At 57.9% G+C, this 22,989-nt stretch carries 29 protein-coding genes; 7 read left to right on the top strand and 22 right to left on the bottom strand.

Features of this window, described 5'->3' with window-relative positions:
* Window positions 1-14: 14 nt before the first annotated feature.
* The 20 genes from N7D90_RS10510 to N7D90_RS10415 form a co-directional block, all read right to left on the bottom strand.
* Complete coding sequence (locus tag N7D90_RS10510; RefSeq protein WP_261742094.1) at window positions 15-2,849, bottom strand: phage tail protein; 2,835 nt, start codon at window positions 2,847-2,849, stop codon at window positions 15-17.
* Entirely contained in the window at window positions 2,842-3,363 is a 522-nt protein-coding gene (locus N7D90_RS10505) for a hypothetical protein (RefSeq protein WP_261742093.1), read from the bottom strand. Before N7D90_RS10505 ends, N7D90_RS10510 begins: the two co-directional genes overlap by 8 nt.
* 2 nt (window positions 3,364-3,365) lie before the next feature.
* Window positions 3,366-3,983, bottom strand: coding sequence for a phage tail protein (locus N7D90_RS10500; RefSeq protein ID WP_261742092.1), 618 nt, complete (start codon window positions 3,981-3,983; stop codon window positions 3,366-3,368).
* Window positions 3,976-5,157 carry a baseplate J/gp47 family protein gene (locus N7D90_RS10495; RefSeq protein WP_261742091.1) on the bottom strand — a complete coding sequence of 394 codons (1,182 nt, stop codon included), beginning with the start codon at window positions 5,155-5,157 and terminating at the stop codon, window positions 3,976-3,978. Before N7D90_RS10495 ends, N7D90_RS10500 begins: the two co-directional genes overlap by 8 nt.
* Entirely contained in the window at window positions 5,154-5,471 is a 318-nt protein-coding gene (locus N7D90_RS10490; RefSeq protein ID WP_261742090.1) for a DUF2590 family protein, read from the bottom strand. The genes N7D90_RS10495 and N7D90_RS10490 overlap by 4 nt, the downstream gene beginning before the upstream one ends.
* Window positions 5,471-7,450 (bottom strand): phage tail tape measure protein, encoded by a 1,980-nt coding sequence (locus N7D90_RS10485; RefSeq protein ID WP_261742089.1) that lies wholly within the window; start codon window positions 7,448-7,450, stop codon window positions 5,471-5,473. Before N7D90_RS10485 ends, N7D90_RS10490 begins: the two co-directional genes overlap by 1 nt.
* Before the next feature lie 3 nt (window positions 7,451-7,453).
* Window positions 7,454-7,594 carry a DUF6890 family protein gene (locus N7D90_RS10480; RefSeq protein WP_196883498.1) on the bottom strand — a complete coding sequence of 47 codons (141 nt, stop codon included), beginning with the start codon at window positions 7,592-7,594 and terminating at the stop codon, window positions 7,454-7,456.
* Window positions 7,595-7,617: 23 nt separating this feature from the next.
* Window positions 7,618-7,905 (bottom strand): putative phage tail assembly chaperone, encoded by a 288-nt coding sequence (locus N7D90_RS10475; protein ID WP_261742088.1) that lies wholly within the window; start codon window positions 7,903-7,905, stop codon window positions 7,618-7,620.
* Between the two features lie 34 nt (window positions 7,906-7,939).
* Window positions 7,940-8,371: a lysis protein gene (locus N7D90_RS10470; protein ID WP_261742087.1), complete on the bottom strand. Its 432-nt coding sequence runs from the start codon at window positions 8,369-8,371 to the stop codon at window positions 7,940-7,942.
* Window positions 8,368-8,835 carry a lysozyme gene (locus N7D90_RS10465; protein ID WP_261742086.1) on the bottom strand — a complete coding sequence of 156 codons (468 nt, stop codon included), beginning with the start codon at window positions 8,833-8,835 and terminating at the stop codon, window positions 8,368-8,370. The genes N7D90_RS10470 and N7D90_RS10465 overlap by 4 nt, the downstream gene beginning before the upstream one ends.
* Window positions 8,835-9,038: a hypothetical protein gene (locus N7D90_RS10460; RefSeq protein WP_261742085.1), complete on the bottom strand. Its 204-nt coding sequence runs from the start codon at window positions 9,036-9,038 to the stop codon at window positions 8,835-8,837. Before N7D90_RS10460 ends, N7D90_RS10465 begins: the two co-directional genes overlap by 1 nt.
* Complete coding sequence (locus N7D90_RS10455; protein WP_261742084.1) at window positions 9,035-9,247, bottom strand: TraR/DksA family transcriptional regulator; 213 nt, start codon at window positions 9,245-9,247, stop codon at window positions 9,035-9,037. The genes N7D90_RS10460 and N7D90_RS10455 overlap by 4 nt, the downstream gene beginning before the upstream one ends.
* A complete protein-coding gene (locus N7D90_RS10450; protein WP_261742083.1) occupies window positions 9,247-9,696 on the bottom strand; it encodes a DUF2597 family protein in 450 nt (149 codons plus the stop codon). Before N7D90_RS10450 ends, N7D90_RS10455 begins: the two co-directional genes overlap by 1 nt.
* Before the next feature lie 6 nt (window positions 9,697-9,702).
* On the bottom strand, window positions 9,703-10,818 hold the full coding sequence (locus N7D90_RS10445) for a DUF2586 domain-containing protein (protein ID WP_261742082.1): 1,116 nt from the start codon (window positions 10,816-10,818) through the stop codon (window positions 9,703-9,705).
* 12 nt (window positions 10,819-10,830) lie between these two features.
* The gene (locus N7D90_RS10440; protein WP_261742081.1) at window positions 10,831-11,511 is read right to left on the bottom strand and encodes a phage virion morphogenesis protein; all 681 of its coding nucleotides are present in this window, start codon (window positions 11,509-11,511) and stop codon (window positions 10,831-10,833) included.
* On the bottom strand, window positions 11,501-11,944 hold the full coding sequence (locus N7D90_RS10435; RefSeq protein WP_261742080.1) for a phage tail protein: 444 nt from the start codon (window positions 11,942-11,944) through the stop codon (window positions 11,501-11,503). The genes N7D90_RS10440 and N7D90_RS10435 overlap by 11 nt, the downstream gene beginning before the upstream one ends.
* Window positions 11,941-12,402: a head completion/stabilization protein gene (locus N7D90_RS10430; protein WP_261742079.1), complete on the bottom strand. Its 462-nt coding sequence runs from the start codon at window positions 12,400-12,402 to the stop codon at window positions 11,941-11,943. The genes N7D90_RS10435 and N7D90_RS10430 overlap by 4 nt, the downstream gene beginning before the upstream one ends.
* 101 nt (window positions 12,403-12,503) lie before the next feature.
* A complete protein-coding gene (gpM, locus tag N7D90_RS10425) occupies window positions 12,504-13,217 on the bottom strand; it encodes a phage terminase small subunit (RefSeq protein ID WP_261742078.1) in 714 nt (237 codons plus the stop codon).
* Window positions 13,217-14,239: a phage major capsid protein, P2 family gene (locus tag N7D90_RS10420; protein ID WP_261742077.1), complete on the bottom strand. Its 1,023-nt coding sequence runs from the start codon at window positions 14,237-14,239 to the stop codon at window positions 13,217-13,219. The genes gpM and N7D90_RS10420 overlap by 1 nt, the downstream gene beginning before the upstream one ends.
* On the bottom strand, window positions 14,240-15,166 hold the full coding sequence (locus N7D90_RS10415; protein WP_261742076.1) for a GPO family capsid scaffolding protein: 927 nt from the start codon (window positions 15,164-15,166) through the stop codon (window positions 14,240-14,242).
* A gap of 162 nt (window positions 15,167-15,328) precedes the next feature.
* Between N7D90_RS10415 and N7D90_RS10410 the strand changes: the two genes are divergently transcribed.
* From N7D90_RS10410 to N7D90_RS10400, 3 genes are all read left to right on the top strand, one after another.
* A complete protein-coding gene (locus N7D90_RS10410) occupies window positions 15,329-17,359 on the top strand; it encodes a terminase large subunit domain-containing protein (protein ID WP_261742075.1) in 2,031 nt (676 codons plus the stop codon).
* Complete coding sequence (locus N7D90_RS10405; RefSeq protein WP_315968157.1) at window positions 17,271-18,140, top strand: phage portal protein; 870 nt, start codon at window positions 17,271-17,273, stop codon at window positions 18,138-18,140. The genes N7D90_RS10410 and N7D90_RS10405 overlap by 89 nt, the downstream gene beginning before the upstream one ends.
* Before the next feature lie 76 nt (window positions 18,141-18,216).
* The gene (locus N7D90_RS10400; RefSeq protein WP_261742073.1) at window positions 18,217-18,474 is read left to right on the top strand and encodes an ogr/Delta-like zinc finger family protein; all 258 of its coding nucleotides are present in this window, start codon (window positions 18,217-18,219) and stop codon (window positions 18,472-18,474) included.
* 53 nt (window positions 18,475-18,527) lie between these two features.
* On the opposite strand, the gene N7D90_RS10395 is transcribed toward N7D90_RS10400, so the two are convergent.
* Together N7D90_RS10395 and N7D90_RS10390 are read right to left on the bottom strand one after the other, a co-directional pair.
* Complete coding sequence (locus tag N7D90_RS10395) at window positions 18,528-18,713, bottom strand: hypothetical protein (protein WP_261742072.1); 186 nt, start codon at window positions 18,711-18,713, stop codon at window positions 18,528-18,530.
* Window positions 18,714-18,800: 87 nt separating this feature from the next.
* The gene (locus N7D90_RS10390; protein WP_261742419.1) at window positions 18,801-19,148 is read right to left on the bottom strand and encodes a helix-turn-helix domain-containing protein; all 348 of its coding nucleotides are present in this window, start codon (window positions 19,146-19,148) and stop codon (window positions 18,801-18,803) included.
* A 92-nt stretch (window positions 19,149-19,240) separates the two neighbouring features.
* On the opposite strand from N7D90_RS10390, the gene N7D90_RS10385 reads away from it, so the two are divergent.
* The 4 genes from N7D90_RS10385 (at window position 19,241) to N7D90_RS10370 (ending at window position 22,987) form a co-directional block, all read left to right on the top strand.
* Window positions 19,241-19,441, top strand: coding sequence for a DNA-binding protein (locus N7D90_RS10385; RefSeq protein ID WP_261742071.1), 201 nt, complete (start codon window positions 19,241-19,243; stop codon window positions 19,439-19,441).
* A 29-nt stretch (window positions 19,442-19,470) separates the two neighbouring features.
* Window positions 19,471-19,953 carry a YmfL family putative regulatory protein gene (locus N7D90_RS10380; RefSeq protein ID WP_315968162.1) on the top strand — a complete coding sequence of 161 codons (483 nt, stop codon included), beginning with the start codon at window positions 19,471-19,473 and terminating at the stop codon, window positions 19,951-19,953.
* An 86-nt stretch (window positions 19,954-20,039) separates the two neighbouring features.
* On the top strand, window positions 20,040-20,273 hold the full coding sequence (locus tag N7D90_RS10375) for a hypothetical protein (protein ID WP_261742418.1): 234 nt from the start codon (window positions 20,040-20,042) through the stop codon (window positions 20,271-20,273).
* 2 nt (window positions 20,274-20,275) lie between these two features.
* Complete coding sequence (locus N7D90_RS10370; RefSeq protein WP_261742069.1) at window positions 20,276-22,987, top strand: toprim domain-containing protein; 2,712 nt, start codon at window positions 20,276-20,278, stop codon at window positions 22,985-22,987.
* The last annotated feature ends 2 nt before the right edge of the window (window positions 22,988-22,989 follow it).

Raw genomic sequence — 22,989 nt, 5'->3', positions numbered from 1 at the left:
CTGTTCAGTAATTTTTAAGCGTGTGGATGGCGGTCGAAAATGCTCGCCCCGGGGCCAAGTTGTTTAAGCAAGATGTACATGCCCAGGCCGCGCAGGATCTCCCCGGCCCAGAAACCGAAGAACATGCCGTTATCGGTTCCAAGGCGAACCGCCGGACTCCAGCAACCGTTCATGGGTTGACCAGGTACAGGCGTTACCACGTAGTTGTTTTGCAGCTCGGTGACGCATGCCTCGATCAACGTGTTCAGCTGCGGGTGTTCACAGCCCGCCATGGCAGCCATGCAGGCGCCGGACAACCACAGGCCGGTCATGTGCCCGGTGAAGTCGTCAGGCACTGGCTGGGGAACGCTGGTCATTGGAAAGTCGGTGGGCAGTACGCCGTTGTGCTGGCTGACAAACTCGCCCAACCAGTTAATCCAGTTGCCGACATACGCCTTCAACTTTTCCGGTACAGGTTTGCCGTCCTCGACCAGTTGCTGCCAGGCACGGCATGCGCCCTGAAATGCTCGAGGCTGGTAGCCTGACCAAGCAGTGCCGTCACCCCAGTGATTCATGGTGAAGGTGTCCGGCGTGCCGTACTTGAAGTTGTCCCAACGGTTCCACACGTAGGCGCTCGCGCCCGGGCCGAGCTGGCCGAACTTGGCGGCGTACCACTGTTGAGAGTCGTGCAGGAAGTCGACCATGTTGCCCAAGTGCCGGGCGTACTTCTCCGGTTCCAGGGTGTAGATAAACGGGTACTGGTAGCCCGGGTATGGCATCCCGTGCCATGCGCCGATTTGGGCTGAACCTTCCTCGTAGATGTTGGAAAACGGGATCAAACCCGGGGTGTAGGCCAGCGAGTCGTCGCGAAAGCCGGTCACCGTGCAGTCGCCTACCTTGGCGCTGAATGCCTCGGCACAGGTCAGGGTCAGCCGATAATTGAGGCTGTAGCCGTCGTCCAGGGTGTACAGCGGCGGCACGTCGTTGACGTAGGCATACGTCCAACTAATGTCCTTGTCCGAACCGTTTTCAAGAATCACCGTGAACTGGTCGACCTCGGTGTAAACCGGGCCTGCAGGATCTGGATCATCGGAATGGTTGGGCTGATAACCGGACAGCACCAGGTCACCGGGCAACAGGTCTTTGGTGATCCAGGTGTCCAGGGTGTTTTCAAGCAACCAATACCACCGCCACCCGTCCGCGTCCTCGATCCGTAGGTCTGTCTCGCCATTGGATTTGTAGGTGATCGAGTTGATCGGCGCGCGACCGGTGTCGCTAGTCCAGTTGCCGACGATAAAACCCGCGTCATCGTCCGGGAAAAACGCAGTGATGGTGTTCGCTCGGCGGTTGCCCAATACCGTGGTGTCGTAGTGCTGGGTAATGACCAGGCCGCCGTAATCGGTCACGGCGGACGCATCGGCAGTGATGTAGGCCGAGCCGTCATCCCGTACCATTTGATAAAGGCTGCCCAGGGGCACGTCGTAGGCGATCGGCTCCAGGCTGGTCGACAGCGGCAACGCAAACCCCCACTTTTTACCGTTCGCATCGATCTTGTCGCTGCTTAGCAGCACTTCCACCCGGGCTTCAACGGGCGCGCCATCCACGCCGACACCGCCAAAGGTGGTCAAGAATCCTGACTGTTGATCGAGACGAAACCAGATTGATTGCTGCTCAAGGGACAGGCTGGCTGCTCGATCAAATTGGGCGGTGATAAACCCCGCCGTATCGCGTCCGTACGTGGATTGCGCAGTCTTGGGATACACAAAGCCGTAGGAAATGCCGTCAGTGAACGGTGTTGTGGCCGCCATGGACTGACGGAAGAACTTATCCAGGGAGTCGATCTGCGTGTATTCGTGGGCCGTGAACAGGCACGAATCCAGCGCCTTTTTATAGGGCTCCTCGCCAGTGATTTTCCACAGCAGATAGCAGGCGTCAGCGAACCATTCCTCACCGTCGGCGGCATTACCCATCTGGTTGGCGCTGCCCAGCAACGGCACGTGCAACGGGCGGTTGTGCTGCACTGCGTTGCGCGGGATGTACTGCCCGCCAAACTCCACCGGTTGGCGCGTGGCGTAATTGAATGGGTACTCGCCCTGCAGCGTGGTGTCCCTGAGCTGGACGGAGCCAAACTCGGCCGCATCATGTCCGGTGGACAGCTCGCGACCGTTGGCATCGATCTTTTGCCCCGTCCAGACAATCACCCAATCCACGTCGAACTGTTTACCGTCGGCGCTCCAGTCGGTCGAACCATCCTCTTTGCGAGCTTTTACGGACGCATTGATTGCGTTCCAGGCCAGATCCCCTTCAAAGGCAAAGGTGGCCTTGTCCAGGTACTCGCCCCAGTGCGGCGCACCGTGTGGAATGCGGGTGAAACCGTCGACAAACTCAAAGGGCACGCCTTTAAAACCGCTCTGCGTTGGGTTCACCGGATCGATCGGCCAGTTGGCCAGCACCGGTTCCTTGGCGTTAACAATCCAGTTGGCAATCCAGCGCGATGGTGTATCCGGGATGGGCTGGCCAGCGTAGAAATACGTAAGGTACGCATCCCAGTGTTTGCGAGCTGCAGCCAGATACTCGGCTTCGCCCGTGGCCAAGTAGGCATAGGCGTAGCCAATGATGTGCAGGGATTGGCCCTCGGTCGTGCCGTCGCCGTTGGGCTGGTACTCCATTTGCGAATGGGCAATAAAGTGCCGGTTGTTCGCCAGAACGCCCTGAGTGTTTTGCACGAAATGCTGCAGCGTGGCATCGGCAGTGTCGCCGGTATTGCTCAGCAGAAACCGGTGGTGGCCCTCGATCATCGACAGTGCGTTGGCCACGCCCGGGTTGCGGCTGCCGACCAATGGGCGGCTGTCGAGTGCGGTGCTAAACATTGAACCAGCCCCCGTCGACCATCCCGCGCCAATTGTGTGCAATCGGGTCATGCACCAACGTGACCTGGTCATACGCCCCGGGTACATACGACAGCACCGGTTGGCGGTTGTAGGCCCACACCACGTTCGATGGCCACTGCACTTTGTTGGCGCCGCTGCCCTGTCTCAGGGTCAGGCTAATGGCCCGCGAATAACCGGCCGGCACCTGCTCGTTGAGCAATGACAGCGCGCACTCAGGGGCTGTCAGCGTGATGTCGAACGCCGACACCCGGCGCAAAGGATCGATGTCCAGGGCGACAGCCGGGCCTGCAGCGTTGATGGTTTCCAGCACCGGCAGCAACACGCCGCCCATGGCGTCAAATATCACCTTGGCCAGCCCTGACAAGGTCGGAATATTGCCCGCGTCGGTCGGCACCAACTCATCGCTGGCCCCGTGGTGGAATTGATTCCAGGCCTTTCCCAAGGCTTGCAGCTTGGCGATTTCGGCGGCTTGTAGTTCGGACAGTTCGCTCATGGTTATCCCAGATATTCAGGCAATTCAACGTGGGTGAAGTAGTACGCCCGGGCCACGCTGCGGTTCAGTTCATCCAGCTGGGTCTGCTCCTCGGCAAGGATCGAGGCACCGAAGGTTTGCTGGTCGTCGTTGAATTCCACGGTCTGCAGCTGCAGGGTCAGCGGTGAGAAATTGACGAACTCATAACGGCGACAAGTGCGCCCGTACTGCTGGGCGATCACGCGCAACAGCTCGGGGTTTTTACTCAGTTGGGATTCAGAAAGGCGCAGCTCGATCACGTCCCAATCGCGGTCAGGCTGTCGCTCGACAATCTCCACATAGCCCACGCCCAGGCGCTCAAAGATCCTTTTCAGGCCCGCCGTGGATCCGCCGTCTACCGCGTTGATAAAGGCGTACTTGACCCGGGATCGATACAGCGCCTCCTTTTCAGTTCGAAAGCGCGTGATGTCCCGTTGCCAAGCGAGCATGTCCAGCACGCTCAGGTGGCAGGTTTCGGCGTCCAGCTGCAGCAGCGGCCAGCGCATCCAGCCCTCGACCATTTCCCACCAGGACTGGGCGGCAGCCTTGAGCTTGGCCAGCTCAGGGCCGTCCAGCCAGAAGGGCAAACGCAGCTTAAGCATTGAGTGACACCTCAACCCCGGCCAGCCGTGGGATGGTCAGCTCTGACACGATGTCGGTGTTGTCGAAGTCCAGCGAGTCTATGCCTGGGAATTGCTGGTGCAGCTCCTCGCCCAGGCGGCTGAAGGAAAAACGCGACTGGGGATGGGTCAGCGTCGGCGCCGGTTTAAAGTCGCTATCCGTGCTTTCGCGGAACGCCGCACGGATGTACAGCTCGATGTCGGCCTTCAACGCCGGATGGCGTTCAGCACCCAGCTCGGCTTTGGGCCAGATCCTGACCTTTACCGTGTGATGGGTGGCGGGCATTTCAAACACCAGCAGGTCATCACCGTGGCCATGGTTGCCCGAGTCGCGGATATAGTCGTTGATTTGCGCCAGGTAACTGGCTGCCGGGGTGTCAGCTTCAAACAACAGGTAGGCATTGGCACTGCCCGGGCCACGCGGGGCATTGTGTTCAAAGTAAACGCCATCCGCCTGCACACCGGGGAACACGGCGATCATGGCGCGATACACCGCGTCGGTGTGCCATTGGTTCACCGCCGAGAACTGGTTACGCACGCGCAGGCGCAAGTCGTCGTCGAGTTCAATATCCGCCCCTGGCTGGCTCAGCCAGTTGTCAGCATTGACCGCCAGAATCACCCCGGGCACCGGCTCGGGGAGGATTGAGTAATAACCTGGTGCTAGGTTAAAACCGCTTCCAGCCTCTTTGGCCCGGGCTGGCACCTTGACCTGAAACTCACCATCGGCGAATGACCCCATGGCCGTGGTCAACAGCTCGTAGACGTTGCCGTTGATCGACACGGATTGCACCCGGGTGCCTGCAGGTACTTCCAGCACCCCGGCGCTGCTGACGCGGGTGAACAGCAACACGCCTTCGGCTTTGGTCGAGGCTTTGCGGGTGACGTTCACGGCCCAGGCGAGCATGTCCAGCCAGGCACCCTTTGCGGTTTTCACAAAGAAGTTCGGCAGCACGGTGTCTGCAATGAACTCGATCAGCCACAGCACGGGCGTAGTCACCAGCGCCGTAATCACCCGCCAGAATGGCGACCAGCCACTGCTGTTGCTCAGCTTGCTGCCCTGGGCTGCCACTTCGGCCTCCCATGCCTGACGCAACTTGGCCTTGGTGGTCGGGATGCCAGCATCTGCTAGCGCCTGTTTAAAATCTATTTCGCTCACACAGCCACCTCGATAAGGCCAAATTCAACGGTTTGGGCAGTGACCAGGTACTGCCCGTCTTTCTGGTCGATGATCCGAGCTGTCCCAGGCACCAGACGCTGGTCGTCTTCCACGATCAGCTCCATTTGCTGGATGCAGTCGGCACGCTGGAAACGGTCGCGCTCGGCTACCAGCCTCACCAGCAGCCCGCTTTCGCGGATCATGTGGGCGATGTCCTGGGCGATGCTGCCCCGGTCATCGATCAGCGCGGGCTGGTTGGACGGGTCTAGGGTCAGGTCGTTGTCAGTGATCAGCAGATCGATATAAAGCCCCATCAGCCCACCGCCATGCCGAGCATGCTTTCTAGTTCCAGCGCACCCATCGGCTTGCTGTTGTGGATTTCGACTTTCTCCACGTGCGTGCCTTTGTTCTGGGTCTGGTTGTTCTGGATGCTTTTCAGGAATCCGCCCTGGGGCACAGCGCTGGCCCGTGTTGGCGACAGGCTGGGCATGGATGAATTGAGGGTCTGTTGGAGCTTTTCGCCACGTCCCGCCTGGTCGGCTGCAGACATGGCCATCTCCGTACCGGGCATTTCTGGCAAGGCGCCAAAGGCCGCATCGATCTTCACGCCGGGGATCTTGTTCAGCATCTCGATCAAGCCATTGATGGCGTTTTTAAAGATGTTGATGATCCCGTCCCACGCGGCCTTGGCCATGCCTGACCAGCCGCCCATCGAGCTGAACCAATCACTGAGGCCCTGCAGCTGGTCACTGACCCACTTGAACGCGGCGCTGTTGAGTAGCGCGGATGTCCACTCGTCCCAGTAATAGGTAGCGGCCACCACTGCAGCGATCAGCGCGACTATCCCGACCACAACCCAGATCACGGGGTTGGCCAGCAGAGCCGTGTTGACCAACCAGATAGCGCCTTGCCACAGCAGCATGGCGCCGCGAACGATGGCCGCCCACGTGGCCATGGCCACCAGGCTGACCACAAACGCGGTGACCATGGCCGTGTGAAACAGAAACATGGCAATGCTGCGGTAGCCCGTCCAGGTGAGTACCTTCCAGACCGTAATCATCCCCAGCCAGACCATTTTCCCTATGCCCACGGCCAGCGTGAGCGCGGACATAGCTGCGGTGATCGTGAGGATGGTCAACGAGGTGATGCTGATTACGCGGGTGATGTTCGGGAACAATTGCGACCAACGTGTCAGGGTTTGGGCCACCCCGGTCAGTTTGGCCATTAGTGGCCCCAGAATCGGGATCAGGGCCTGGCCAAACGCAATACGCAGCGCCTGCACAGCGGCGCCGAACTGCTGCCACGGGTCGACCATGGCCTGGGCCATCTTCTCGGCGCTCTCCAGGCCGCGCACCTTGCCCAGTTGATCCAGGCCATTGCGTAGGCGCCCAGTGTCCTTGGCCAGCGCACCGATCACCCGGGCACCTTCGCCGCCGAACGCATCGACCAACGCTGTGCCACTGGCGGCGCTGGTCAGGTCGCCAAACTTGCCCTGCAGCTTGTCCAGGATGTCGAGCATCGGCATTAATTTGCCGTTCTGGTCGGTGAACTTGATCCCCAGTTTGGTCGAGGCGGCGCCGATGTTTTCAAACAGGGCTTTGTACATGCCCCCGGCATCGCCGCCTTCCATGGTGCTGCTCAACGAACCAATAACCGCGAATTGCTCAGCCAGGTCGACACCTGCCGTGGTCGCGATCGCGCCGAACTCTTTAAAGGCGTCCTTGAGCTGGGCGCCGTCGGTACGGAACAACTGCACCGCCAGGGCGGTTTGCCCGCCCATTTTCTCCACCCATTGGCTTTTGCCCATGGCATCGGCCTGGTCTTTGAACAGGTTGTACATGGTGCCCACGTAGGCGCCCATGGTTTCAGCGTCGGTTTTGGTGGCCTTGGCCAGCAGGTTGCTGGTGTTGGTAAAGGTGGCCAGTTGGCTGCCGGTCATGCCCTTGATTGCGCCCTCAATGCTGTACGCCGAGGCCACAAAGTCACGGGCGTTTGCCCCGTAGGCCACGGAGAATTCAAGCGACTTGCGGTTGAGGGCATCTAGCGCGTCTTCGGCCACGCCCAGCGATCGGACTTCGCCCAAGGCGCGGTTCATCTCCAGCGCCGGTTCCAGGGACTGTTTAATCGCCGCGCCCGCGCCCACCAATCCCCCAAGCCCAAGGCCCATGGTCTTGATGTTGTTTTGGCCCTGTTCTGCCAAGTCCGAAAAGCTGGTTTTCACCTTGCCCAAAGGCGCGGTGACCTTGTCGGTCAGGCTCAAAATAAAGGCCAGCTTTGCGCTGCGATCTGCCATGTTTTATCCGTTCAGTGCGTGGGCGATGCCGTTGGCCACTGCGATTTCCATCCGTCGCCAGTGCTCGTCCTCTAACCACTTGGCCGTGCCCATCACCTCGTAGGTGGGGTCGGCGCCGGGCAGCCAGCGATTGGCCAGGGCCACTAGCTGGCCCAAGCCGTTTTCGCTCAGGCGCTCAGCGTGTTCGAGGGCTTTTTTACGGTGATTTCAACGTCCGGGCCGTACTCTTCCAACAGCGTGCCCGCCAGGTTCATCACCATCAGCGGGTTTCCCAGCAGCGCTTTCAAAGAGGCGCGTTCTTCTTGCTTAACGGTCGTCACCAGCAGGTTGTTGGCGGGCGACACCTTGTTGGTCTGGGTCAAGGTGTTGAAGTACTTGGTCACGTCCTGCGGAGTCAGCTCAAAGGTGAATTCTTTTTCCCCAACTTCCAGGGTGATTTCGCGACGTTCAGTCATGGGTGTTTTCCATTCAGGTTTAAAAGTGGGTGATTCAGCGCTGGCAAATCCGGCGCACATGGTCTTGCAGGCCCAGGATCATTTCTCGACTGAGGGCGAGCTGATTTCTGAGGGTGAAATAATCCGATCGAGCGTCTGCTGCGAGTTCGGCGGTGCCTGCATCAGCCACGCTGCCGGGGCTGGCTTTGGCGACTGGGCAGGTGGCGTTGATGCGCAACCGCTGACGGCCATCAGCAACATCACGCTGCAGGTCAGCGTTCTTAGAAAGTGCATGGTTCAGTTCCTCGGTTCGGGTTCGGTCGTTTTCGTCGCGGTCGGCCAGCATTTCGCCGCTGATACGGGCCGCTTCGCGCAGTCCGACCACCTCAAGCTTGGCGCTGTTGCGCTCATCGATGAGGTGGTTAAACAAAAACCAAGCGGCCAAGAACGCCACCAACGAAAGCAGATTTGTGGGGAGCGCACTCATAGCCCGACCTCGCACAGTTCACGCTCGGCGGCGCGGCGGTTCACCAATCCGGCCAACTGCTTGCCACCGGCATAAACCCAGCGCGACAGCTGGGCGCAGGCGCCCCATGCATCACCAGCATTAAGCAGGCGCAGCAGTGTCGAGCTGGAAAACTGGCCCTCCCCCACGTTGTAAACAAAGGATCCCAGGGCAGCGCGGCGTGTGTCCGGCATCGGCACCCGTACCTGGCGATCAACCGCGGTCAATGCGATACGCAATTCACGCTGCAGCAGCTGGTCGCACTGGGCCGGTGTGGCCTGATCGCCCAGCTTCACGCCCAAGGTGACGCCTTCGCAGATGGTCGGAATGCCCACCGGGTCGAGGTAGGCCATCAGTGAACGGCCTTCAAACCAGCTGACAAGAGCACCGGTCATACCCAGCACACCCGTTAACGCGCCTATGGCGATCTTGTTACGCAGGCTCATCACTTGCGTCTCCAGTCACGCAGCATCTGGCGGTACTTGGGGACCAGCAGCAGAATCTGCAGCACCATGTACAGCGCGGTCAGCATGTAGGCGACTGACGACCAGTCGACAGCACCTGTCGCACCGGTAGCGGCCACGCCGATTGCCGGTGATGCTTTTATGACTGCCATGGCGGTGTCCTGAGCGGCCTGATTCGTGCTCATCGGCGCCCCCCTTTCTCAAAAATGGACTGGCACGGTGTACAACGCAGGATCCCGCCCAGCGCCTGGCGCGCTTTGGGGATCTCGCCGTCACAGTCCAGGCATTCACTACGACTTGGCCCGCTCGGGCGCCGCTTGGCCAACTGGGCGGCAATCGCCTGGTCACGCTCGCGTTGCTCCTGCACCTGGGCGCGGTCGAACGGGCAAGACATCAGCTCAGCCCCTCGATCTCTGCAGCAGCCAGGTACGGCACGCCATTGATGCGGATAAAATCCGGGCTGGTAACGTCGAACGGCACCTTGTGCTTACTCTTTTCACCGCCTTTCTGGTCGATGCTCAGCAGGCTGGACACCTTCAACTTGCAGCCGAACGCCTCCACGCGCAGCTCTTCGTCGCCCGCCTTGGCAAAGAAAACATTGTCGAACGGGGCCAGTTGGCGAAAGCTTCCTGCACTGCGGGCCGCGTCGATCAACAGGTTGAAATTGAGGGAGTCGAGTTCCAATTCCCCGCTGGCCGAAACGTCGCCGTCCACATGGCCATCGGGAACACCACGGGTCTGCGCCGTGGCGCTGTTGTCCGTGATATCGAGGGTGCAGCTTTCAACGTGAACCAGCAGATCGCCCAGGTTCACGTCGAAGTTTTTGCCGCCAATGCGTGACATAGGGGGTTACTCCGAAGCGTCGTTGGAAAGATCCAGGGCGATATTCGCCGTGATGTCTTTCGGGCAGTTGTAGGGCTTGATCTTGATGTACACCTCGATGGCGGTTTTGCTCTTCCAGGCCAGCACGATGGCGCCATCTTTGGGGGCCTCGATTTCGCCCGGGAAGACTTGACCGGCAAACGCAACAGACTTGGCCATCGCGCGCAGCGGGGCCATCAGGGCTGAGGCTGCGACGGCCATGCTGTTGGCGGTGTTGTTAAGGCGCCGATCTGCCACGCGGCGGATCAGCAGCGGGCGCACCTGGCGCGATGCCTTGTCAGCCAGGCGCAGGTACTCGATCACCAAAAAGTCACTGGTCGGGGTGTCCAGCAGGTTGCCGTCGCCCCAGTACACGCCGGAAAAATCCGAGTAGGTTTGCGAAACCGAGAAGCGCGCTTTGTCCAGCTCGGTCCGGGTTGCGGAAGGCAGCGGTACACCTTCGGAGTCTTGCGGCGTAGGCCCAAGGCCGAGCACGGCACCGGTGGCCACACGCATGGGGCTGTCAGCAATACTCGCGGCGGTGCTGGCCAAACGACCGGCCAATACGCCCAGGTCATTGCCGTGCAACTGCGGCACCACCAGAACGCGGGGTGCGGCCAGGTCAGCTGTGATGGCGCGTTGCTCGGTGAGGTACTGCGCCCACGACTGCGCAGCGGCGATACCAGCAGACGCCGCCATGACAAACGAACGGCGCCCGTAAACGTCGTTCAGGCGTACGGCGGCTTCGTGCATTTTCGACAGCTCGGCACCAGAGGTCACGGGTTGAGTAATCACGATGGCTTCGACCGAATAACCCTGTTGCTGGGCTTTTTCCAGCGCTGCCAGCCAGTCTTCGTCCTGGCCGATCGGGGCGGCGACGCACGCCCAGCGATCGCCGCCATTGAGACGGGCCGCCGTGATCTGGGTTTTCAGGTCGCTGGCCGCAATGCCCAGGGCGCCGTCCAGATCACTGTCGGTATTGAGGGCCAGCAACGCCCCCACGTTTTTGGCTGCGGGGCCAATAAAAAGGAAATAGCGCTCAATCTCGGTCACGGCCCCTTGGCCCAGATTGAGATTGTTAACGCTGACTTTGCCGAGTGCCATGCAGTGCCTCGCTTAGCGGGGTGAATTGAGTATTTGTTGAAAGACCTGGTTAACCAGCTGGCTGGTTTCCTGGCCGATGCCCACGCCGAGGAACTGACGTTTAGGCAGGGTGATGTCCCAGCTTTGCGCGCCCGATGTCTCGGATCTTTCATCATTCAAAATGCGGATCAGCAGACCCGCTTTGGCGTAGTTCACGTGTTCTTGAATCCACGCTACCGAGGGCCGGGTCATTGTTTTTCTGCCCTTCTGCCGGGTGCGAAACCCCAGACGGCGCAAGCGTTTGGCTTGCTTTTCCGTGCAGGCAATACCGGGCGGGACTTTGTTCCAACGGCGCATTTGCGCAGCGGTACGCCGTTCGCTGACACCGTTGTGCTGCTGCGATGCGACCCAACGAGTCAGTGCGTTTTTCCAACCCAGCTCCGCTTCGTCAGAACTGACGCGAGTGACCTGCAGCAGCTTGGCCAACCCGGCTTCCATCTTCTTTTTGCCCTTGGCCGACCCCTTCCGCTCGGCAAAGGGGGTGCCGTCCAGGTTCTGCTGTGTACGCACGCGCTTGCGGCCCATCGAGCGCACACGTTTGGTGACGTTGTTCAGCAGTCGGCGGCGCAACTGTGGCGACAGCTCAAGCAAGGCCAACAGTGCGTCGGCATCGAGCAAGCCCCTGATATCGAGGTCGAGCGGATTAGCGGCCACTGGTGCCTACCTCGCCCTTTTCAGCAACCCATAGATCAAACGGGATGAATGACCAGGTCTTGTCGAAAGCCTCGATTTCACCGGCTGGGTCTTCCGCCAGGTACAACGATTCGACAAATTCCAACGTGATTTCCACGTCGGCCAGGTCGTTGTCCAGGATGTCTATGGCAAGGGTTGGATTGGGCAGGCCATCGCGGTCAGGGTCATAGGTCTGCAGCCAACCTGCCAGCAGCGCCATAAGCCGCCCGGGTTCATCTGCGAAGCGCTCAAACACCACGACAGCGCTGTAACGCATGTCCGCAAAGTGCATGCCTTTGAGGTCAGGTTTCCAGATCAGCTCCGGATTGACCTGGCTGGCCCAGCTGTCGAGCTGCTCGGGCATGACTAGGTTGCGAGCCAACAGATAGCTGGTCAGGGCTTTGAGCTTGTTCATAACAACGCCGCCGTGATGCGGCCACGGCCCTGCAGCGAACGGACGGCCTGCTGGCTGAATGCGAGAAAGGTTTCCGATCGCTCAGGCAATTCCTTGCCGAGGTTTTCGGCGCTTTCGCGGCGCACCACGGTGGCGAACTGGGTCAGCAGGCTGGCTTTGGCACGGCAATACACGGCGCGCTTGTACGTCGCTGCTTTAAAAGCAGGATCCAGCAGCACCGTAGGGTCTGCAGATTCGACACAGGAGACGCCTACTTGCTGCCATTTGGCTTTACGCTTGGCCAGGTCACTATTGACCTCGACCATGGCGGTCTTTAAATCAGCAGCCAGCATTTCGCCCAGGTACTCACCTGGCAGGCGATAGCCTTTCTGGAACTCGCTCACCGACAGGTCAGGCCAAAAGCCGTCATTGTCGATCTGCTGTTCCACCAACGTGGTGGGTTTGCCTGAAAAGCTCATTGCTGGCCGCTCGAATAGGGCGGGAAAGCTGTTGGCGGTGAGTCGGACGGCCATAAATGGCTGACTCACTTCCACAGTTTCCCGCTGGGGGGGGTAGTCGGTTATTCAGTGGCCGGGTTGGCCGTTTCTTTCTGCTCTTTGGCCAGGGCTTTGCGAGCCCCTTCCAGACGAGTGCCTACGCCAATGCTTTCGAAAAGCTCTTCCGCACGCTCGAAGTGCTGAATGGCTTTTGCGAAGTCGCGTTGCTCCAGTGCCAGAATCCCGATTTGCTTGTGGTAGCGCGCCGGAATGCGCTCAAACAGCTGCCATTCGCCGTCGACAAAAGGCAGCAGGTCGGACAGGTACGGTTCGGGACTGCGCTTGGCCTTGTGCTCTGCCTCGCCCCAGTCGATCACCTCGTCAGCCACAAAGGTCTGAATGTCACGCTTGAAGCGCTCGGGCATTTCCTGGCCCTGGCTCATGGCAAAGCGAGCCAGGCCCAAGCCTTCTTCAAACTGCACGGTGTCGAACAGCCAGACCATCACCTGCATCAGCACCGGGTTGGGGTGGTTCAGGCCGCTGTCGATATAGCGTTTGACGTAGCCCTGGTACTTGGGCAGCAGCTCGTCACGCTTGAGCTGTTGGCGGGCTTCGCGGCTGTTGATTGCGCTGACGCGCTCCAGATCATCAGCCAGCGCGACTTCCATCAACTTGAGGTGCTTTTGCGCATTGGCCGGGCTGGCCAGCGCCGTCGATGAGCTGTAAGGCACAGCAGGCGCCTCGACCGCCGGGCCTTGTGCGAGTACACGCCGCTTGTGGGCCAAGGCAATGCTCATCAGATCAGCTCCAGGTTACCGGCTTCGATTGCCGCGAATTTTTCCAGCTGCTCGATCACATAGCCTTCGTTGCGGCCGTTGTAATCTTCGACGCGGGAGCGCTTCGGGTTTTCGAGCACATGACGTCGCCAGCTGCTGTCCTGGAAGTACAGCGACAGGTTGTCCCAACTGGTGACCACAATGCCGGTGGCCGGAAAGTGTGGCACCACGAAGGACGGCAAACCGCCGTAGGTCGCGATGATCTGGGCGCCTTCAATGCGCTCTTTCTCGGTCGGGGTGTCGCCTTGCTTGGCGTACAGCTTGCCCTTGTCGCTGGCCAGCAGATCGCTGCCAATGATTGCGATCAGGTCGCCCGCATCACGGAACACCGGGTCGATCATCTGCTTAACGTCGTGCACCAGGGCGTCAAGGTTCACGTAATCGCCACCGACGCCGAGGGTGATCTTGCCTGCGACCTTCCCTTCCTTGAGAACCTGAGCCGGGATCTGTTCACGAGCAATTTGCAACCAGCCCTTGTTCACGTCCTGCAGCATTGGGAACGCGACGATGTCGGTCTGCAGTGCGGCGTGGGTGCCGTGGAAACCGATCATGATCCGGTCGAGCGCAATCTGACGTTGCACAGCGGCGGTGTAGCGATCGGCAAAGTCCGGGAACTTGGCCCAGCTGTCGATCTTGGCAAAGGACAGCGCCACGTCGGATTCGGTGTGGAACAGCTCGTAACCGATAGCCGACAGGTCGCTAAAGTCTTTGGCTTCGCGATCGGTGGTATTGGTGTTGGTGCGGCTCGATACCGGGCCGCTGACACCCATCATCACTTTTTGACCTTTGATTTCAGTCACTGGCACGACGTTGATTCGCTCAAGAAAATCGGCTTTCTCGGTGATTCGATCGTTCAGTTCCTGGGCAACACTGGGCTCAACAGCGAACTGACGGGAAACGTCGTTCACGTTGTACGCTTCGCCCAGGTCGTCTTGCAGCAACGCAAATTGATCCTGGCCGTGAGCACTAAGAGACTGGGCCATTTACACAGCTCTCCGCTTGTTGACGCGGGTGTTCACGCCAGTAGTGCGCGCAACCGGGCGGGTTTGGGCCGCATCCATCAGCTTCGAAAACTTCTTTTCGATGCCTTCCAGACGCTGCTCCAGTTGGTTTTGGGCAGTGCCTGTAGCCTTACGTTTACGGGACATTTCGCGGTCGTTGTCCGCCTCGTCCAGAATCGTTTCGACAGATACCTGCACGTCTTCAATCAGGGTCTGGTCGACTTCTTCGCTGACGGCTGGAACCAGCGTTTGCAGACCGGCAGCCACAATCAATAGCTGCTCGATGAGGGCTTGTGCAGCCTTGGCTGTTGCTTCATCCATTGGGATTTTGCTCTCGGTGGGGGGTGGGGTTTCGTCGGTTTTCTCTTCAATCCCGAAGCGTTTAAAGAAGGCCGCACACATCGAAGCCAGCTTGCTGAATTCGCTATAGGGCTGACGGCCCTCGCCAAGATCACCCAACGCAGTGAAGGCGGCGTGGTAGGTGTCTTTCTTAGGTTGTTTGGAAAAATAGAGTTCTTGCGTGCCGAGGCTGGCGGGCTCATCCGTGACAGCCAAACCGCTCAAGTAAGCCCTGCCGCTGCCAGCAAAGTTGGGGGTAATCTCAATACTGGTGAAGAGCTTTTGGCCTTGGTCGTTGAGCCACAACAGCCGGTCGTTGGGTTTTAGCTGGGCTTCCAATGCGACTTGGCCAACCTCCAGATCATCGGCGTCGTCGACCAGGCGCACGGAAAAAACGGTGCCGTGCGAACCAGGCTCGCGATCGTGGTCACACCAGATAGAGGCGGTGTATCGCGACAACTTGTAGGTCTCAGCGATATCGCGCAGTTCCTGGGGAAGGATTTCGCGGCCGTCAGCGGTGGCGCCGCTGGTGGCGACACGTTTCCAAGCTGAAATAAGGGAACGGGGCATGGTGCTAACTGCGCTCAATCGGTGAGTTGAGACGCCACGATAAGGAGCGAAAGCCCCTCAAACAAACTGTTCACTTGCGCGTTTCTCCTATATTCGCGATCTAGGAGAATGGCGGAACTTAACCACGCGTTTGCTGCGTTTTCGCCGCATAGACTGCGGCCCATGCTCTATTCAACCGAAGTTAAAGAAACCGCCAAACGCTTGTTTCTGCGCCGCTGCAAGGCCAAGGAAATTCAGGCACAGCTCAACCTGCCCAACATCCGGATCGTCTATTACTGGATTCGCCAGGGCGGTTGGGAGGACATGCTTTCGGATGAGGAACCGTTGACCGCGGTTGGCCGCCGAATCACCTTGATCCTGGACAAGCAGACCACGCTGACAAAAGGCGACCTGGACGAACTCGATCGCCTGACCAGCGTGCGCGAGCGTCTGTTAAAGCAGAGTGCAAAGCCGGTAACGGCCCCGATCGGGGAACAACCAGCAGACGCTGGCCAGCCCCGCCGCGAACGTGGCGAACGCGCAGACAAAGGCGGCAAGCGCGAAAAAAAGATTAAGAACGATGTCAGCGGCCTGACCGAAGTGGACTTTCTGGATAAGTTCATCGGCAGCATGTACGGCTACCAGAAAGAGTTGTTCGCGGCTAAACAGAACCCGCTGGCCTGTCGTATCCGCAACATCCTAAAAAGCCGCCAGGTGGGCCTGACCTACTACTTCGCTGGCGAAGCGTTTATGGATGCCGTGCTGACCGGCGATAACCAGATATTCCTGTCGGCCAGCCGCGCACAGTCGGAGATTTTTCGCAGCTACATCATCCAGTTTGCCCAGCAGTGGTTTGGTCTGGAGCTGACCGGGAACCCGATCCAGCTGAGCAACGGCGCCGAACTGCGTTTTCTGAGTACCAACAGCAGCACCGCCCAAGGTCACCACGGCCATGTGTACGTGGATGAATACTTTTGGATTCGTGATTTCGAGAAATTGAACACGGTGGCCAGCGCCATGGCTACCCACAAAAAGTGGCGCAAGACCTACTTTTCAACGCCAAGCGCAGTCACGCACCAGGCGTATCCGTTTTGGAGTGGTGAGGGCTTTCGCAACAGCAAGCGCGGAAAAAAGCTCGCTGCAGACTGGCCGAAAGACAAGGCGATCGCCCAGGGCACGCTGTGCCCGGATGGCCAGTGGCGCAAGATCATCACCATCGACGATGCCATTGCCGGTGGCTGCAACTTGTTCGACCTGGCACAGCTGCAACTGGAGTACGACGAGGACAAGTTTGAACAGCTGTTCCGCTGCAAATTCATCGACAGCACCATGAGCGCCTTCACCCTGTCGGATCTGGAGCGCTGCTATTCCGATCTGGCCCTTTGGGCTGACTACGATCCAGACGACGCCAGACCCTACGGCAACAGTCCGGTGTGGCTGGGCTATGACCCAAGCCGTACCCGCGACGACGCAACCTGTGTGGTCATCGCCCCGCCGCTGGAGCCGGGCGCCAAGTTCCGCATTCTGGAAAAGCACAGTTGGCGCGGCCATTCGTTCACCTATCAGGCTGCCCAGATCAAAAAACTGACCGAGCGCTTCAACGTGCAGCACATCGGTATCGATACCACCGGCATCGGATATGGCGTGTTCGACCTGGTGCGCGACTTCTATCCGCGTGCGACCTCGATCCACTACAGCCTGGAAACCAAAAACGCCTTGGTACTCAAAGCCCAGGACACGATTCAGGGCAGCCGCATCGAATGGGATGCCGGGTGGACAGACATCGCCCAAGCGTTCTTGACGATCAAGCGCGGCACCACCAACAGCGGGCAAGTCACCTACAGCGCATCGCGTACCGACGCCACTGGCCACGCCGACGTGGCTTGGGCGGTCATGCACGCCCTGCAGAACGAACCCCTCAACACCAACAAGCAGCGACGTAGTCGCTACACACTCAGCGGATCGAACAGCAATGGCCCGGCCAAAAAAACAGCAGCAACGCAAACCAGCACGAGGGCGCACGCGTGCGTTTTCGTTCGGATCCCCGGAACAGGTACTCACCGAGAACATCGGGCAATACCTCGGCATCTTTGCCAGCGACGACGGGCGCCTGTACACGCCGCCAGTGTCTCGCCAGGGATTGGCCAAGCTGTTGCGCGCAAACGCGCACCACGGCGCCATTCCGGGCTTCAAGCGCAACTTGCTGCTGCGTGAGTTCATCCCTTCAGAGGGCGTCAGCGTTCACACCATGCGCTGTGCTGGCCTGGATTTTATGGTCTTTGGCGAAGCCTACCTGCTCAAGCAATTCAATATGTTTGGGGAAGTCCTGGAGCTGGAGCACCTGCCCGCTATCAACATGCGGGTAAAGGTCGATGGCGGGTTTGTGATGCTGCTGCCGGACGGCAAAGAGGACGAGTTTGAGCAAGACGAAGTCGTCCATATCAAAGACTACGATGTGGAACAGAACATCTACGGCGTGCCCGACTACCTGGGCGGGTTGCAGGCCCTATTACTCAACGAAGCCGCGACCCTGTTCCGCCGCCGCTACTACAGCAACGGCGCACACGCGGGTTACATCTTCTACACCAACGACCCGAACCTGACCGAAGAAGACGAAGACGAGCTGCGCGCACAAATCACCGCGAGCAAGGGCGTGGGTAACTTCCGCTCAATGTTCGTCAACATCCCGGGCGGCGACAAGGAGGCGATCCAGATCATCCCGGTGGGCGATTTCCAGGCCAAAGACGAACTGGAGAAGGTCAAGAACATCACCCGCAACGACGTAATCGCGGCCTGGCGAATGAACCCCGCACTGGCGGGCATCATCCCGGAGAATAACGGCGGTTTTGGGGATATCGAAAAGATCGATCGGGTCTACACCAGCAACGAGATACGCCCGATCTGCCAGCTGTTTGACCAGGTCAATGAGGTGTTGCGGGAGGATCGGCGGATAGCGTGGCGGGAAGAGGATAAGACGATAGAAAGCACTAACTAAAGCGCAACGAGCAAAATAAAAAAGCGCCTATTAGCGATATAATGGGAAATTATTGCACCCTGGGGAGGGACTCAATATGAGAGTTGTGTGTAAATGTGGGCACAAAGGGCGTATCGCTTCGCGGGAAACTTTCTCAACTGATTTCTCAAAGCTCTACTGCCAATGCCTAGATGCAATGTGCGGACATACATGGGTTGCGGAGCTTACGTTCTCCCATACTTTAAGCCCATCAGCTCAGTCATACGAAAGAATGCTGCTCGATCGTTTGAAAGAAATGCCTAAAGCCAAGCAGCAAGAACTGTTTGCGCAGCTCTCATCCCATGCAGTCTCGTGACCCATAAACCGCCGACTCAAGATGTCGGCGATCACGTCCCTTAAAGCGTCCTATCAGATGGCCGACTGTGCTTCAGGATTGGTGGTCAATACATCGAGCAAACGACGAAGTTGAAGCTGTTCCTGATCACTCAAAAGGCGGTATCGACTAATTAGGCTACGTTCAATTTTGGACAGGCCAAGCACTTCAGCCTCAGTGAATCCAACGCAGGCGAATTCAGTTTCCGTACGATCCAACATGCTTACTACTCCAATAAGTGCATTGCTGAATCGACGTTATCGGGACAGGAGTCGGCATTGTTACCCAGTAAAAAAATGCCGAACCAGTTAATTTTTCTGACGCGCTACGTCGTCGGCCATAGCTTTCAGAAATCGACGGATCGCATCCTGATCACTAGGGGCAATACTTCGAAACTGGTCGATCAACTCCTCCTCTCCAGGAGTGAACCGTTGACCAAGTGCCGTAGAACGCCTTCCTGTCAAAACGAATGCCGCGTCAACACCATGCTCTTCGAGTGCCGCAACATATCGAAGATCAAGCGAGTTAGCTCCCAACTCGTAGTTTTTTTGGGTCCCTCTGCTGACGCCAAGAAGCACTCCAAACTCCGTTTGAGTGAGCCCTAAGCGCTCGCGCTCTTCCCTCAAGCGCTCACCTACCCTATCCGCTATGATCATTTTTTTGCTCACCACCATTGACTTGATCATTTTTTTGACCAAGAATCACCACAGACAAACGAGAACCAACACAATTAAACAGAGTGAGCACTATGCCCGCCACCGTTACGCCCGAGCAAGCCCGTGCTGCTCTCGATCGCAGAGGAATCAGCATTGCTGAATTCAGTCGCAAGCACGACTTGAACAAAAATTTAGTCAGCGACCTATTGAACGGTAGGGTCAAAGGTCGCCGTGGGGAGGCACATCGCGCCGCAGTGTTACTCGGTATCAAAGACGGCGTAATTGAACAGTAATGGCAAAGGTTCAAAGGGAAAAACAGAAGATGAAAACCATCGTTCTAAAAACTCGCAGGGATGTGGTCAGCGAGCTGATTCGGTCTTTGCCCGGCGGCTGTAAATTCGCGTCTGATCTACTCGGCATGAAGCAAAAGAAGTTTGAAAACCACGCCTACGAAAACAACAAAAGCAGCCCACTAACCGCTGAGCAGGTTTTTCAGCTGGAGTTAGTAACGGGAACATCTCATTACCCTGAGTACGTCGCAGCCATGTACGGCGGGATGTTCGTCCTTCTGACTGATCCTGAAGCACTCGACAATGTTGAGCTGTACACCATGTGTGTCGATACGGCCGCCAAGCGCGGAACTGTAGACCAGATCATTGCTCAAGCCCTTGAAGACGGCGTGATAGATCAAGAAGAAGCAGACTCTATCCGGAGCGCCGAAAGCCAGCATATGGCTGCCAGGCATGCAGAAGTGCTGGCTGTTATCCAGTTGCATGCGCAGCGCACCACAACCGCCGCTTCTTGATAGCCCAGTAACACCACCACCCAATTAACCCCCTGCCCCACACCCAGTGGGTTTGGGTGAGCTGCGCCCGCATTCGAGGTTTCATGATGGGAAACGCCGTAATTGTCACCGCCCAACTGCCACCTGTAGAGGCTGAAGCATTGCTGATGGCCCTGCGTGAGCAGTACCGCTCAAACCTCAATGAATACTGGTATGCAGACCAATTCCGCTTGATCTCGGACGGTCTACGCCATGGAGCAATCCTCGCCCACGTCCCGGTAATGGCTGCACAAAAACGCCTGATGGCAGCCCTATCCCTCAGCCTTAAATCAGTGAAGTAACCATGAGAGAAGATCTGCGCTACGACATCCTGCAGCGACTTGAGGCTGACTACGGCCTGAAACATCGCCCTGGCACTCAGTACATGCGCGGGGGCGTTTGCCCTAGCTGCAACCACAAAGACAAGCTGCTGTACGCCCGCCACGATGAACCCTGGATGATCATTTGCGGGCGTCCTGAAAAGTGCAAATTCACAATGCACGTCAAGGAGATTTACAAAGACCTTTTCGAGAACTGGAGCAAACGGGTACCCGCAACAAGCGACAACCCAAACGCAACGGCGCGGGCTTACTTGGAGTTTGCCCGCGGCTTTCAAATCGAGCGAATCAATGGATGGTTCACCCAGGACTCGTTCTACTCCGACAAGCTCAATGCCGGCAGCGCCACGGTTCGTTTCCCTTTGGACAAAGGGGGCTATTGGGAACGTCTGATTGACCGGGCGGATCGCTTCGGAAATATGAAGGCCCGTTTCAAAAAAGGCGAAAGCCCAAGCGGCGGCTGGTGGTGCCCGCCATCGGTAGACCTGGTCAACATCAAAGAACTGTGGATCGTCGAAGGGATCTTTGACGCCATTGCCCTGGAACACAACGGCATAGCGGCAGTATCCGCCATGTCCAACAACAACTTCCCGGTGGATGCGTTAAAGGAACTGTCGCGGCAGCGCGGCGGCAAACTGCCAACCCTCATCTGGGCTTTGGATAACGAGCCTGAAACGCGCCGGTATGTGAGGAAGTGGGTTAAACAGGCCCGTGAAATGGGGTTCAACTGTAAAGCGTCCTTGATCCCGCAACCCGGCCGCAAAGTCGACTGGAACGACCTGCACCAACGCTGGCATTTTGAAACAGACGAGTCTAAGCGTGCTTACCGCCGCCAGCAGGATCTGGATGCGGCTCGCCATCAAGGCGATCTGTTGTTGGCTGACTCCGCCCGCGAAAAAGCGATGCTGATCTATAACCAAAAAAAGGAAGGATCCGAATTCCACTTTGATTATGCCAACCGCCTGTACTGGGCAAAGTTTGATCTGCACAAGCTCGATGAGGAACAACGTGAACTCCTCAACAGCGATGACCATGACGACCAGCTTCTGAACGCAAAGGCAGCCCGACAAAAAGCGTTGGATAGCGCTTGCTCGTTGAAGCAGTTGGCGAACTGCACTTTTGAAACGCTCTACAAGCAACTAAACGAAGCAACTGGTGAGGCGTGGTATTACGTCCGTATCAATCCGCACGGTGATGCTCCAAGCGAAAAGATCACTTTCACCCTGAAACAGTTTTCATCGAGCACCGAGTTTAAAGCCCGTCTTCTCTACTCCAGCTCCACATGGCTGGGTGCCCAAAAGCACCTTGACCAGATTTCAATGAAGCAAATCGAAGGTATCAAAACCGTAGAAACAATCGACTTTGTTGGGTATAGCAAAGAACATCAGGCTTACATTTTCAATGGTCTTGCCTGTCATAACGGTGTCGTTTACCAGGTCAATTCCGATGATTACTTTGAGTTCGGCAAGCGCCGGGTTAAATGCCTGGTCAAGAACGTAAAAATCAATCCCAAGGCAACCAACAAAGGCTATCGCGATGACTGGCTGGCCAAGCTGTGGCTGTGCTTCGGCGAAAAGGGACTGGCTGCACTGACGTTTTGGTTTGGTTCGCTGTTCTCAGAACAGATCCGGGAACAGTACGAAAGCTTCCCGTTCTTGGAGGCCACTGGCGAACCGGACGCGGGTAAGACCACGTTGATTATGTTCCTGTGGAAACTCTTCGGACGGCCCCATTACGAAGGCTTCGACCCAATGAAAGGTACTGCATCAGGCCGTAGTCGTGCGATGGGCCAGGTCGCAGGGATGCCGGTCGTGTTTATCGAAGGGGATCGCGACAACGACGCATCAAATAACAAATCGTTCGATATGAACGAGCTGAAAGACTTCTTCGGTGGCGGCCTGCTGGGTACCCGTGGTGTGAAAAACAACACCAATGAAACCTATGAGCCTGAGTTCCGCGCAGCAATCGCAATCTGCCAAAACGCTCCCGTCACTGGCAATGAAGCGATTATGAGTCGGATCGTCAAACTGCACTTCCTCAAGCCAAAGATCACAGCCGAAAGCAGCGCGGCCGCAGATGCACTGAGTCAGATGGCAACAGACGAGGTCAGCAACTTCCTTGTTCAGGCCATCAGTCTTGAACCACAGATTATGGCCAAGTTCGCCGAAACCTATCCTAAGCACCGCGAGCACCTGCGCTCGTTGCGCACGCTGAGCTCAGCTCGAATCGTCAAGAACCACAGCATGATGCTTGCACTTGTTGATTGCCTTGCCCTGGTGCTGCCATTGACCGACGCAATGATCATGAGCACCCGTGTAGAGATCATCGAAATGGCGCACGAACGCCAGTCTGCAATCGTCATGGATCCACCAGCGGTAGTCGAGTTCTGGCAGGTCTATGAGTACCTGGAGTCTCTCACCAGCGAACCGTTGGTTAACCACAGCAAGAAGCCAGACGTCATCGCGATCAACCTCAACGGCTTCGCCAAGATAGCGGCAGAACATCGTCAGAAGCTGGCAGACATCGGCACCTTGCGTCAGTTACTGCGCGAATGCCGATCGCACAAGTTGATTGATATCAATCGCACCACATCCAGCGCCATTAACAGCAGCCAGCGGAAAAACAACCTGGTGAATCCCCCACCTGAGTCGGTGAGCTGCTGGCAGTTCAAAGCCTGAAT

Origin of the sequence: Pseudomonas fragi (assembly GCF_025426255.1) — a bacterium.
Classification (GTDB): Bacteria; Pseudomonadota; Gammaproteobacteria; order Pseudomonadales; family Pseudomonadaceae; genus Aquipseudomonas; species Aquipseudomonas kulmbachensis.
Note: the sequence above shows the minus strand (reverse complement) of the source record. Positions and strands in the feature narration are given on the sequence as shown.